The sequence below is a fragment of the Gracilibacillus salitolerans genome (genome assembly GCF_009650095.1).
In the GTDB taxonomy this organism is placed as follows: Bacteria; Bacillota; Bacilli; order Bacillales; family Amphibacillaceae; genus Gracilibacillus; species Gracilibacillus salitolerans.
Window position 1 is genome coordinate 538,434 of the sequence record NZ_CP045915.1, and the last position, 12,542, is coordinate 550,975.

Genomic DNA, 12,542 nt, shown 5'->3' on the forward strand with positions numbered 1-12,542 from the left:
TAAAAAAGGTGATTATATGCAATTAAATCAATTCATCAAGCAGAACCGCCGAGATTGGGAACAATTAGAGAAGCTGATAACCCAATTACATAAACAAAAGACCAGCGAAATCATCGAAGAGTTTCAACATACATATCAAAAGGTTGCCAGACAGTTATCTTACAGCCAGACATATTTTCCAAATGAAGATGTGACCAATTATTTAAATGAATTAGTCGGAAAAGCACATAACGTATTATACCAATCACAGCATTCATCATGGAAACAAGCTTATCATTTCTTTTCCAGTAAATTTGTAGGTTTATTACTGGAACAATGGAAAGCGATTATTATTGCCATGCTATTATTCTGCTTTGGTGGTATTGCTAGTTTTATAGCTGTGATCGAGAATCCATCACATGTATATGGTATTCTTCCAGAAAATATGGCACAATCAGTTGATGCAGAATCACTCGGAGAAGACCCTGCCGCTGTTGATGCGCCTGTTATGTCAGCGGAAATTATGGTCAATAATATCCGGGTTGCTATTTTAGCATTTGCAGGCGGCATAACGTTCGGGTTGTTGACTGTATATGTATTGATTTATAATGGTATAATTGTTGGCGCACTTGCAGGTGTTTTTTGGAACTATGGTAATTCTTACGCCTTTTGGGCCTATATTGTTCCGCATGGAGTGATTGAGTTAGTCGCCATTTTTATAGCAGGTGGTGCAGGGCTTTTAATGGGGTACAAATTGTTTGTGCCCGGAAACCATTCGAGGGGATACCAGCTAAAGACTCAAACAGTAAGATCAGTCCAACTGTTGTTAGGAACAATTCCGTTATTTGTGATTGCTGGTACCATCGAAGGATTTATCACGCCTGCTGATATTTCATTAGAGGTGAAATATGCTGTAGCCTGTACGACAGCCATCGGTCTTGTCGCATATATGATAATCGGTCATTTACTCTTGCGGAAAAGAGCATTACAGCATTCCACGGTTTAATGTTTCAATATAATGGGAAACAGAAGTGACTGCTAAACGATCTGCAGGTGCTTCAAGCATAGGTAATCCATGCTTTTCCCATTTTTTGATGACTTGTATTTGGTTTATATATTGTTTTTGTGCGACACTTTTTTCCATTGCTGATAAAGTACTGTCAGGCTTCATTTTTATTTGTGCCTGCAGTAGGCGATCTTCAATGCCCAGCATTACAAAAAGGTGTTTTTTTCTTATTTTCTTCATATAGAATAGTTGATGATCTTCATTTGCAAATGTTTGGACATCACTGAATAGTACGATCATACTTCGTTTTCGCTGAATGGATTGAGCATATTGTAAGGCAAGCGCATAGTTGGATTCTTGTGCATCCACTTCTATATCATAAATCGTTTGTAAGATTGTATTTAAATGCTCTAATCCTTTACCACCAGGTACAACGGCTTTAATATCTTTGGAAAAGGCGATGACAGATACTTGGTCGCCATTTTGCAAGGCAGCAACTGCGAGCGTGATAGCTGCTTCAATCGATTTCTCCAATCGATTTCCTTGTTCTAACTCCACTCCCATCATACGACCGCAATCAAGTAAGATCGTTACATTTTTCCCATGTTCCGGTTCATATTCATTGGTCATCATATCTTGTACTTTGGCAGACTGCCGCCAATTTATTTTACGTGGATCGTCACCAACAACATAACTTCTCACTTTGGAAAATTCTCCAACACCACTACGCATTTTTCGGATTTTAATCCCTTCATGCAATAAATAATTTTGGGCACTTTCTAAATACTTTTTTGTCTCCGAAAGATTAGGGATTACCTTCACTTCTTGAGGCAAGTGGTACGTGATTTGTTTTTCCCAAAGTCCCATTTTCGTCTTCAAACGAAGGTACAACTTATCTATCATAAATTTTCCTCTAATTTGCGGGAATATTTCATATTGAATAGCAACTGTTTTCCCACTAGACACTGACTGGTTGAAGGGGAAAATTGTTTGAAATGATGCTGGTATCCCATCTCTTAGCCGAACTGTAAACGTGTCATTTGTTCGATTTTTAATATGAATACTCACCATTTGTTTATCGTAACGCTCCATTTCATCGGCTATTGTTCGATCTACTTGTATATCTTCCTCTTTAGGAAGTAAGAAAGCATCTATGATTAACAGACTAACCATTAGTAGAGTGGCTATTCCAAGAAACAACCACGAAAATTGCCAGAATGATAGGATAAAGATAGCTAAGATAAACAGAGCGTAATAGGTTATTAGTTTGTATGTAGGAATAATCCCTTTATCTCGGAACAGCAACCGATCCCACAAGCTCTTGAATCGTTTCATCGATATCGGATCCCTCCAATTCTGCATATGGAGATAGTTGAACACGATGACGCAAACTAGGAATAGCTACTGTTTTTACATCATCCGGTGTGATATAGTCACGGTCATCAAGGTATGCCCATGCTTGTGCTGTTTTTGCTATTGCGATCGCAGCACGTGTACTTGCTCCATGTTGAATGTGTTCCAGTTCACGTGTTTTACGAACAATTTTCACGATGTAATCAGCTATTTCGTTACTAATGTTTACTTCCTGAACGTTTCTTTGGATAGCTAGTAACGAATCATTGGAGAACATTGCTGCAATTTCCTGTGGGTTGGTTTGTTCCTCTATTACCATTTGCAAAACAGATGTTTCTTCTTCCAATGTTGGAAAGTCTATCTTAAGTTTAAAGAAGAATCGATCTTGCTGGGCTTCTGGCAACGGATAAGTCCCTTCAAATTCAATAGGGTTTTGTGTTGCTGCAACAAAAAAGAAGTCTGGTAATTGATAGGTCTCCCCCTGAATGGTAACTTGTTTTTCTTCCATTGCTTCCAGAAGTGCTGCTTGTGTTTTAGCCGGTGTACGGTTGATTTCATCCGCGAGGAGCACGTTAGTGAAGATCGGTCCTTTTAATGTTTGGAAATCATGTTCTTTCATATTGTATATAGCACTTCCGGTAATATCACTAGGTAATAAATCAGGCGTAAATTGGACCCGTTTAAAGTCACTATCTAATAGCTGAGCTAATGTTTTTACCATTTGTGTCTTACCTGTTCCAGGTACTCCTTCTATTAATACATGCCCTCCAGCTAAAGCAGCGGTTAATAATAATCGTACGTTTTTCTGTTGACCAAGAATATGTTGTTCATAGTTTTTCAATAATGACGTTATTGTAGAAGTCATCGTTACTCCACCTCTTCTCGTATTTTATCTATTTTTGCAGACCAAGAAAGATACTCTTGCTTATTTAACGATTTTCTACTTGAAATGGTTTCAATTCCTTGAGCAATGTGACCTAATTCTTTTGCGGAAATAGTTTCTGTTTTTCCTTCCATTCTTGCTAATCTTTCCTTCCAACTATGATGGTAAGGTATACCATATTGTTGTCGAATAACTTCTTTTAGGTACTCGAGCTGATATTCGATCGATGTGTGATAATTTTTCCCTTTGGTTTGCCAAATAGCGATTGCTCGTAAACGTTCATTACTCAATCTAACCGTTTCTTCACGAACAGGATAAATTGGTCCGAAACGCTTCCCTTGATTCCATAAAATAAAAATCGTAATGATGATGCCTTGAACCAACAATACATAGGCCCAACCAGGATACAACCCAAAATGGGAGACGAGTCCACCTGAGGCAGTTAAACTGTACTCATCAAAAATAACTTTCTCTGATTCTTCGAAAGGCATCAGGTTAAACAAAGCTTGGGTATGGTCATATTCGGTGATATGTTCATTTGTAAGCCAAGCTGGTTCTAAAAGTACGATGAGAGAACCTTCACCTATTTCTCTCTCGATTGCCACTGCACCAGCATTATCTTCTAACAGTACATTGTCATCATCGTTTGTCACCAAGCGGACAAAGCTATTTGGTAGTACTTTCAAGGTTTCTCCTTGATAGTCTGCTTCTGTTGTTTGAGGCTCGGAGTTAAACGTTTCTGTCATGGTATATTCTGTTTCCAGGTTAAAGAGTCCATCAGGGTTTTCCTTGGCAAGTACGATTGTATTGCCCTCTCGAATGTAATCGAGATAGTGATTTTCAATAGTTTGATCTGTAAAGACTGGTGGATTAACTAAAATTCTTAACGTTTCTTTTGTCATCGTAGGTAATGTATCTTCTTTTGAGACATCGTACCCATTTTTATCTAAATATGTATAGATCGCCTTTAGTCCGGTAGGCGACGGGGATTCGACCAGATAAGCAGGATACTGCTCTGGTGTATTACTAGTTGAGAATATACTGACTACGATAAGCAAAAGAAATAATATGATTCCAATGATCCATGTTTTTTTACCAAACATTATCGTTCACCTATTTCTTTTGTATCTGATTGGTTCAAAATGGAATCGATCCATCTACTAGTTTGTGTCTTATACGTTTGATAATCATCGGCGGTAATAGACTGTTCACCGTAAGTGACTTTTTCAAAAAATAGAGCTAAATTGTAAAAGTCTACTGCTAATGGTTTATTGCTTTGTTTTAGTTCATCATAGTAATCCCAATTTGTTTTCCATTGTTTTGCTAGTAACAAATGGTACGTATCAAATATTAACAACATAGCCAGAAACTGATGCCTGGTAGCCAAGCGATAGTTAGCTTGTGCTTCATAATCTGTGGCAGCCTGCAAATGATTGTGATAATTCCATTCTAATTCATCACTCATTTCAAATGGTCGTTGTTTTGATAGGCGCCTTTTTCTCACTGTGAACATGACCAAAGCAATAATGCCAAAGATAACTACAGCTGAAACAAGTAGTGTTATGAGAACAATAATCAAATTGCCAGCTGTGGAGGTGGAGTCAAAGGAATCAAACAACTTAGTGAGTATGTCACCAATCCATTCTGTTATACGATCCCATATTCTTTCTAAAAAACTGCGATTATCCTGATAATATACCTGGTACTCTTGTTTACTTAAAATGTCGTTTAACTGTTCTTGCTCCGTTCGAAAAGATGACATCGCCAATCTCCTTTATGATTCTTCTGTCACTTCATATTCTTTAATCATTTCTTTCAAGTCTGTTCCTTCTTGTCTAACGGAAGCATCCAAATACATGACGGCATAACCAACTGTAAACACAATAGACGTAATTAATGAAATAACTTTAGTTAAAAGTTGAAATAACACACTATTCCCCAAAAATATAAGTGGAAGTTGTAATATGCTGCTAATAATAGTGGTTATAATAAACAGCACAATGAATAATCCAAAGAATTTCCATGTTTGTTTTTTTGTTAGGCGCCAGCTCTTAGATAGGCCCGGTGCAACTTCATCAAAAAGAACGGCAGGTAAATATAAACTCCATTTAGTTAGAAGTAATCCTAACCCAATAAATATTCCTAAAGAGAAAAGCATCATGATGCCAAAGCCAAAAATGGGGTCGACAAACATGAACGTTACACTAGTTAATCCAATAATTATAAAACAAGGTAATAGTAAAGCGAATGTAATGAGACCAAAAAGCAATGTGCTTCCAAGCAATGGCCAATACCTTGGCAGTGTTTTTATGATCATTTCTTTAGCTAATAAATCTTTTCCATCTCTTGCATATTTAACTGCCCAGGTAATAGCACCGGCGAGAATAGGTGTAGCAAAAAGGATTAATAAATTTACGAAAGCGGATATTAAGTCCTCTTGAATCGTTGTGTTGACGACTGAATCAGCACCTGTAATTAGTTGTTCAATTAGGTTTTGCCCTGGGTCACCGCTAACAATGAGATCACGCCCTGTCAAGCTTAAAATCAAAGATTGGAGAGCGAATATCGGTACCATTACAAAGAAAGTGATCATAAATAAAGGCTTAAAGTTTGATTTAATAATTCGAAAAGTCTGATCTAAAATGGCGCCAAACCCTAATGGTTTTGTTATATTTTCATTCATTTCCAGCTATTCCTCCCTAAATTCAAATCATATAATGATTATTTTAACATGATTTATGATATATGGAATATGATTTTGAAAGGATTTGTAAAAAATAGGAGGATGAACCAATGTCATCCTCCTTATTTCTATGCTGCTTTTTTATTGGTGTATTCGGTTTGTGATTTAGTTTTTAAGAAAAGTGTTAAACAAAGACCGATAATGGATAGTATAGTGGCTATCCAAAAAGCATTGTTGTAACCGTTGATAGCACCGTTGTTGGCAATTTGGGTCATAGCTTCTGCTTCGGATAAACCTTCTAATGCAGTTTGATTAGGCTGATAGTTTGTAGCAGAAGTAGTCATGATAGTGATAAGTATCGCTGTTCCAATCGAAGCGGATACTTGCTGCATGGTATTTGCCATTGCTGTCCCGTGTGGATGCCATTCTGGTGGTAACTGGTTTAAACCTGCTGTCATCACCGGCATCATCACTAATGAAAGACCAAACATACGAATGGCATAGATTGTAACTAGGAAGCTGTATGCTGTATCCATTTCTAAGCTCGTAAATAAGAAAGTTGTGATCGTTACAATGGTCATGCCAATCGCTGCTAACCATTTCGCACCAAACTTATCAAACAACATCCCCGTAATAGGAGACATAATCCCCATTACAATCGCACCAGGGAAGAGCATTAACCCAGATTCCAAAGCAGTGAAATCTCTTGTGTTTTGCATGTATAAAGGCAACATGGTTTCTGCGCCGATTAATGCCATAAGCACAATCATGGTAATGATTAATGATAATGAGAAAATAGGATATTTAAATACTCGAAATTCGAGCATTGGATGTTTCAATTTCATTTGACGGAGAATAAACAAGGTGATGATAACCGCAGCAACAATGATAATTACGACTGCTTGAACATCGATTTGAGTAGTGTTTTCTCCACCACCATGTCCGCCGCTGATACTACTAAATCCATATAACAGACCACCGAATCCAAATGATGATAATAGAATGGAAAGAATATCAATTTTAGGATAGGTTTGTTCAGTGACATTTTTGACAAAGATCGCGGCTGTAATAATGGCGATAATTACGATCGGTAATACGACATAAAATAACCCTCTCCAAGAGAAAAACTCTAATAACCAACCAGAAAGAGTAGGTCCGATTGCAGGTGCAAAGGAAATAACAATCCCAGCCATCCCCATTGCAGCCCCACGTTTCTCTACAGGAAATATTTTTAACATGACAGTCATCATTAACGGAAGCATAATCCCGGAACCAGCTGCCTGAACTACCCTCGCTACTAACAATAATTCAAATGCATGGGAAATCGATGCTATAAGCGTTCCTAATGCGAAAATACTTAAGGCAGTTATGAATAACTGTCTGGTCGTGAACCGCTCAATTAAGAAAGCGGATATAGGTATCATCACACCATTTGTTAATAAAAAGGCAGTGGTTAACCATTGTACTTGATTTTCTGAGATGCCAAAATCATTCATAATACTTGGCAATGCAGTTGCTAACAGCGTTTCGTTTAATAATCCTACAAAAGCGCCAACGAGCATGACAGCGACGATCGGTCCCCTTTTCACTTCTGTTGGATTTACTTCTTGCTTCATTTAATTACCTCCTTGTTTGCATAAACGCTCTAGTCTTAATACGTCTGTCTGAATCATTTCTTCGCCTTTTAAGTAGTGTAGTGATACTTCGGCAGTAATGGAATATGGTGAGCGGTTATCAATTTCCTGTTCTATTTGTTTCACGACTTTTAAGAGCTTATCTTGATTGTGAAGCTCTTTTTGTTGAATAGTCGCTCTTAAGTCCTTTAGAACACTATCAAATGTCTCGTTTTGCGTTTCATGTAAAAAAGGGTCCAAGTCATCCAGATTGTTAACAATGCTATTGATGTGATGACTAACCCAATTACTTAGTTGTTGGACGTTAAGTTGGGTTTGCTGAATAAACATATATAAATAATATTCTTTCAGCATACCTTGTAAAATGACAACCATATCGGCAAGAAATGGTTTTACCTTCTCTCCATAACACAGGTAAAACATTGCTTTATGTTTTTGTGTTAGCGTAACATGTAGCTCATCCATTTTTTTATTTATTTGTGGATCCTTTCTTGGTTGAAACTCATTAAACATCACATGAATAAAAGGCTGATGTTCCATCCATGCGGTCATCTCGTGTTCTATATACGCAGCTAAATCACGGCTTGTTTCCTCTATTTGATGGGTGCTGTTAATAATTTTACTGTAATGTTCATCAATCATTTCCAGCATTAAATCCCGCTTAGACGAAAAATAATTATAGAACCCGCCTTTAGAAATACCTGCCTTTTGTGCTATTTGCTGGACAGATGTTTCATTAAATCCATGATCCGAAAACAGTTGTAAAGCTGTGTTCATGATGTGCTTTTTTGTATCCAATTGATCACCTTCTGACTAAATGGTCACTTTAATGACTTTTCGGTCACGATAGTTATTGTATTAAATATCAAGCTTAGTGTCAACGTATAAGAACTAATCTTTACACTAAAAAAACAATGCTATCATTAGCATTGTTTTGTGAAGCGTTCTGCTATTTTGACAATCGTTTCTGTAGCTTTGATCATATTATCGACGGAAATATATTCGTATTTACCATGGAAATTCTCACCGCCGGTAAATATATTAGGGGTCGGTAATCCCATGAAGGAAAGCTGTGAACCATCTGTTCCGCCGCGAATTGGCTGAATTAAAGGATCTACACCAATATCTTTCATTGCCTCTGCTGCGATATCTACAATATCTTTCACAGGCTCGATTTTTTCAGCCATATTATAGTATTGATCCATGATTTCTAACAAGATACAACCTTCACCATATTGACTTTGTAGCTCCTTGACAATAGAACTGATTAGTTGCTTTTTTTGATTGAATTTATTTCGGTCATGGTCGCGGATAATATAATATAGCTTGGCTTTTTCTACATCCCCCTCAAATGAAAGTAAATGGAAAAAACCTTCATATTCTTCTGTATACTCTGGAGCTTGTTCTGCTGGCAATTGTGCTTGAATTTCCATAGCTATTTTTGTTGCATGAATCATTTTTCCTTTGGCTGTACCTGGATGAACATTGTTGCCTTGCACCGTGATTTTTGCTGCCGCCGCATTAAAGCTTTCGTATTGTAATTCACCTAATGGTCCACCGTCAATCGTATAGGCAAATTGGGCACCAAATCGGCCTACATCAAATTTATGAGGGCCACGTCCAATTTCTTCATCTGGAGTAAAGGCGACTCTGATTGTCCCATGTGGAATCTCGGGATTTTTAATAAGGTATTCCAATGCTGTCATAATTTCTGCAATACCCGCTTTATTATCAGCACCAAGCAACGTCGTACCATCTGTAGTTATTAGTGTGTGACCATGGTAGTTTTCTAATGCGGGGTATTCGGTTGGTGACAGGACAATGTTTTTCTCTATGTTTAGTAGAATATCTTTCCCATCATATTGTTCAATTACTTGTGGTTTGACGCCTTTACCGGTAAAGTCTGTCGCTGTATCTATGTGGGCAAGAAAGCCGATCACCGGTAATTCTTTATCAACGTTGCTTGGAAGAGTTGCCATTACATAGGCATTGTCATCAATAGTTACATCCCTCATGCCAATATCCTTTAATTCTTCCACTAGTAAATAAGCAAGCTCCCATTGACCTTCAGTGGACGGGCAGTTTGGGTTACTTTCATCAGATTGTGTATCCATTTGTACATATTTACTTAGCCGATCGATTAGTTTCTGTTTCATTGATTTGGCCTCCGTTTCAGTTCACGCTATGAATAGTTTTACAATTAATAATATCATACTAATGGTCAATGATGATTAACGAGAGATTTTACCTAGAATTATGTATACTAGGAATAAATGATTATTAATGTAAAAAAAGGAGTAAGCTTATGACGGATAAGATCCATAGACGGAAAAGTGAGCATATAGAATTAAGTTTAAAGGATGAGGCGTTAGGTGAAGGAATGACCAATGGCTTGGAACAATATCATTTTCAGCATAATGCTTTACCTGATATCGATTTTGAAGCAATTGACATATCATCCGCTTTTTTTGGTCAATCACTCCGGACACCATTTTTAATTAGTTCAATGACAGGTGGGGCGGAAATGGCCGAAATGATCAATCGAAACCTTGCGATCGCTGCGGAACAACAAGGCTGGATCTTTGCTTTAGGCTCAACAAGAGTGTTGTTAGAAAGTGAAAAATTCCGCAAATCGTTTCAAGTAAGAGAGTACGCACCAAACACACCGATTATTGCAAATATTGGAGCTGTCCAACTGAATTATGGTGTGACTGTCGATCACGTCAAACAGATTCTGGAGTGGACAGATGCCAATGCATTGGTATTACATTTAAACACGATTCAAGAAGTGATTCAGGCAGGAGGCGATACGAACTTCAGTAATTTGTTAGCTAAGATCGAGAATTTAATTCAGTCGTTATCGATTCCGGTAGGGGTGAAAGAAGTAGGTTTTGGTATTGATGGAAAAACAGCAAAGCGACTAACCGATATTGGTGCCTCCTTTATCGATGTTGCGGGAGCAGGCGGTACATCCTGGAGTCAGGTAGAGAAATTGCGTTCCAAAGAAAAGCTAAAAAAAGAGGCAGCGGAAGCCTTCGCAAGCTGGGGGAATTCCACTGCAGCCTGTTTAGATGAGGCTGCCAACATTATCCCTGAACAGCACATCATCGCTAGCGGCGGTATTCGTAATGGCCATCATGCTGCTAAAGCGATCGCATTAGGTGCCGATTATGCAGGTTTTGCTAGGTCGATTTTAAAAGAGGCGATTGATTCTGCTGAAAATGTGATAGAATGGATGCAAGTTCGTGAATTAGAATTGCAAATGGTCATGTTTGGTGTCGGTGCAGGAAACCTGCAGGCATTACAATCAACCGACCGATTATCACGGCGCTAAACTTCCTGATAAGTTTCGCTTTCAATCAGTGGTGGAACTGATTGAAGTCTCACTTTATATAAAGGATAGAGGTGTATATCCATGGGGGATTACGAATTGTTTGATATAACCATTATTGGTGGTGGCACAACAGGCCTTTTTGCTACGTATTATGCGACCATGCGAAATATGAAAGTTAAATTGTTAGAGTCTCAATCTCAATTTGGCGGTAAAGTGATGCAATTTTTCCCGGAAAAATTAATCTATGATGTCGGGGGATATCCTGATATATCAGGTGAAGATTTAGTAAAGCAAATGATCACTCAAGCTAACCAACATCAACCTGTGATGTTAACCGATAGATGGGTAGAATCTATTGAGAAAAATTCGGATCATTTTATTTTATATACCAGTAAAGGTGAGCAGCATGCTACGAAAGCCATTTTGCTTGCAACAGGCTCCGGAACATTCCATACGAAAACACCAGATAATTGGGATGCGTTACCTTTTCCGGAATTTCGCAAGCATATCGCCACTAACCTGATGAATCGAGAAAAGTACCATAATAAAAACGTCGTAATCACTGCTAATAATAAGGTAGGAGTAGGTTGGGCATTGTATCTAAAGGATCATGCGAAGTCTGTCACGGTAGTGAATCCGGATTCCAAATTTCATCAAGTAAAAGAAGAAGATTTAGAGCAATTATTAAATACTTCCATACAAGTTCATATGGAATCCCACATTACGAATATCGATGTAAAGGAAAATCAACTGCAATCAGTGGAAATCAATAAGGAAGAACAGGAAACTTTAACCGTTGAAACAGACGAGCTGCTTACCTATCACGGTCTTGAATTACAGGCAACCCCGCTGGATAATTGGAGTGTTGATACATATAAAGGACGTATTCCAGTTAAAGGGGATATGGCAACCAATGTACCAGGGATTTTTGCTTCTGGTGATATAGTTCAATATGAGGGCAAAACAAATTTGATTGCATCGGGTTATTCGGAAGCTATTACGGCTGTTAATAAAGCGCATCTATTTATCGATCCGCGTGCTACTGAACAATTGTATAGTACGGTTCTTTACCGGTAATAGAAGGGGGTTAATCGATCACATCTTCTGGTCGTTTACCCCATTTTAATTCTCTGATACTTAAGCCAAAGTCCATTTGTAAGTGCGGATAATCTTTAAAACGTGTAAAATCTCCACCCCATGTAAATCCTAAATCTTTAGCAATCTCTACTACTTCCATCCAATCGCTTTCTCCATTTTGGTTACCGTCATATTCTAAATCCCAAATAACGTTATTTTCATTTGTTTGTAGAGCAAAATCTATAGCAAGCCCATAATTATGGTAGGATTCTCCTCCTTGTGCATAGGTCACAATCGTTCCTTCCGTCTCTCTTCCTTGCTGATAGATAGCATCCTGCTCTTCTGCTGACCGAAAACTGTCTGTAATTATAATCGATATTCCGATCTCATCTGCCTGTTTTACCAGTTCTTCTTTGCTCTCTTCCACGATGGGGTGTAGTTCTGTCGGCATTGGTCGACTACTATATTTTTGATATTGAAAAAATAAGTAACCACTGACAATTATAAACAAAAAGACTAAAATTGTGCGAATTTTCATTTTTTTCTCCTTTATTTTAAGGTCCGAATTATTCCGTATTTTATTAATATATGAT

At 37.9% G+C, this 12,542-nt stretch carries 12 protein-coding genes; 3 read left to right on the plus strand and 9 right to left on the minus strand.

Going from position 1 to position 12,542, the window contains the following annotated elements; translation table 11 throughout:
• Positions 1-16: 16 nt before the first annotated feature.
• Positions 17-985 (plus strand): stage II sporulation protein M, encoded by a 969-nt coding sequence (locus tag GI584_RS02720; RefSeq protein WP_153790167.1) that lies wholly within the window; start codon positions 17-19, stop codon positions 983-985.
• On the opposite strand, the gene GI584_RS02725 is transcribed toward GI584_RS02720, so the two are convergent.
• The 8 genes from GI584_RS02725 to pepT all read right to left on the minus strand — a co-directional run bounded on the left by GI584_RS02725 (position 965) and on the right by pepT (position 9,694).
• The gene (locus tag GI584_RS02725; protein WP_228552333.1) at positions 965-2,320 is read right to left on the minus strand and encodes a DUF58 domain-containing protein; all 1,356 of its coding nucleotides are present in this window, start codon (positions 2,318-2,320) and stop codon (positions 965-967) included. The two genes, GI584_RS02720 and GI584_RS02725, sit on opposite strands and share 21 nt — an antisense overlap.
• The gene (locus GI584_RS02730) at positions 2,274-3,203 is read right to left on the minus strand and encodes an AAA family ATPase (RefSeq protein WP_100362150.1); all 930 of its coding nucleotides are present in this window, start codon (positions 3,201-3,203) and stop codon (positions 2,274-2,276) included. Before GI584_RS02730 ends, GI584_RS02725 begins: the two co-directional genes overlap by 47 nt.
• A gap of 2 nt (positions 3,204-3,205) precedes the next feature.
• Positions 3,206-4,324 carry a DUF4350 domain-containing protein gene (locus GI584_RS02735; RefSeq protein WP_153790168.1) on the minus strand — a complete coding sequence of 373 codons (1,119 nt, stop codon included), beginning with the start codon at positions 4,322-4,324 and terminating at the stop codon, positions 3,206-3,208.
• Positions 4,324-4,983, minus strand: a complete 660-nt coding sequence (locus GI584_RS02740) for a DUF4129 domain-containing protein (RefSeq protein WP_153790169.1) — start codon at positions 4,981-4,983, stop codon at positions 4,324-4,326. Before GI584_RS02740 ends, GI584_RS02735 begins: the two co-directional genes overlap by 1 nt.
• A 12-nt stretch (positions 4,984-4,995) precedes the next feature.
• Positions 4,996-5,904, minus strand: a complete 909-nt coding sequence (locus tag GI584_RS02745; protein WP_153790170.1) for a hypothetical protein — start codon at positions 5,902-5,904, stop codon at positions 4,996-4,998.
• A 128-nt stretch (positions 5,905-6,032) separates the two neighbouring features.
• Positions 6,033-7,520, minus strand: a complete 1,488-nt coding sequence (locus GI584_RS02750) for an MDR family MFS transporter (RefSeq protein WP_153790171.1) — start codon at positions 7,518-7,520, stop codon at positions 6,033-6,035.
• The gene (locus GI584_RS02755; RefSeq protein ID WP_194842110.1) at positions 7,521-8,336 is read right to left on the minus strand and encodes a TetR/AcrR family transcriptional regulator; all 816 of its coding nucleotides are present in this window, start codon (positions 8,334-8,336) and stop codon (positions 7,521-7,523) included.
• A 125-nt stretch (positions 8,337-8,461) separates the two neighbouring features.
• On the minus strand, positions 8,462-9,694 hold the full coding sequence (pepT, locus tag GI584_RS02760; RefSeq protein ID WP_100362144.1) for a peptidase T: 1,233 nt from the start codon (positions 9,692-9,694) through the stop codon (positions 8,462-8,464).
• Positions 9,695-9,843: 149 nt separating this feature from the next.
• On the opposite strand from pepT, the gene fni reads away from it, so the two are divergent.
• Positions 9,844-10,872 (plus strand): type 2 isopentenyl-diphosphate Delta-isomerase, encoded by a 1,029-nt coding sequence (gene fni, locus GI584_RS02765; RefSeq protein ID WP_153790173.1) that lies wholly within the window; start codon positions 9,844-9,846, stop codon positions 10,870-10,872.
• A gap of 81 nt (positions 10,873-10,953) precedes the next feature.
• Positions 10,954-11,949, plus strand: a complete 996-nt coding sequence (locus GI584_RS02770; protein WP_153790174.1) for an NAD(P)/FAD-dependent oxidoreductase — start codon at positions 10,954-10,956, stop codon at positions 11,947-11,949.
• Positions 11,950-11,959: 10 nt separating this feature from the next.
• On the opposite strand, the gene GI584_RS02775 is transcribed toward GI584_RS02770, so the two are convergent.
• A complete protein-coding gene (locus GI584_RS02775) occupies positions 11,960-12,487 on the minus strand; it encodes a M15 family metallopeptidase (RefSeq protein ID WP_100362141.1) in 528 nt (175 codons plus the stop codon).
• Positions 12,488-12,542 lie beyond the last annotated feature (55 nt).

Bases quoted from the DNA above. Each gene is read 5' to 3' on its own strand.
- pepT (WP_100362144.1), bottom strand. From the start codon at position 9,694: ATGAAACAGAAACTAATCGATCGGCTAAGTAAATATGTACAAATGGAT.
- GI584_RS02720 (WP_153790167.1), top strand. From the start codon at position 17: ATGCAATTAAATCAATTCATCAAGCAGAACCGCCGAGATTGGGAACAA.
- GI584_RS02735 (WP_153790168.1), bottom strand. From the start codon at position 4,324: ATGTTTGGTAAAAAAACATGGATCATTGGAATCATATTATTTCTTTTG.
- GI584_RS02740 (WP_153790169.1), bottom strand. From the start codon at position 4,983: ATGTCATCTTTTCGAACGGAGCAAGAACAGTTAAACGACATTTTAAGT.
- GI584_RS02775 (WP_100362141.1), bottom strand. From the start codon at position 12,487: ATGAAAATTCGCACAATTTTAGTCTTTTTGTTTATAATTGTCAGTGGT.
- GI584_RS02725 (WP_228552333.1), bottom strand. From the start codon at position 2,320: ATGAAACGATTCAAGAGCTTGTGGGATCGGTTGCTGTTCCGAGATAAA.
- GI584_RS02730 (WP_100362150.1), bottom strand. From the start codon at position 3,203: ATGACTTCTACAATAACGTCATTATTGAAAAACTATGAACAACATATT.
- GI584_RS02750 (WP_153790171.1), bottom strand. From the start codon at position 7,520: ATGAAGCAAGAAGTAAATCCAACAGAAGTGAAAAGGGGACCGATCGTC.
- fni (WP_153790173.1), top strand. From the start codon at position 9,844: ATGACGGATAAGATCCATAGACGGAAAAGTGAGCATATAGAATTAAGT.
- GI584_RS02745 (WP_153790170.1), bottom strand. From the start codon at position 5,904: ATGAATGAAAATATAACAAAACCATTAGGGTTTGGCGCCATTTTAGAT.
- GI584_RS02770 (WP_153790174.1), top strand. From the start codon at position 10,954: ATGGGGGATTACGAATTGTTTGATATAACCATTATTGGTGGTGGCACA.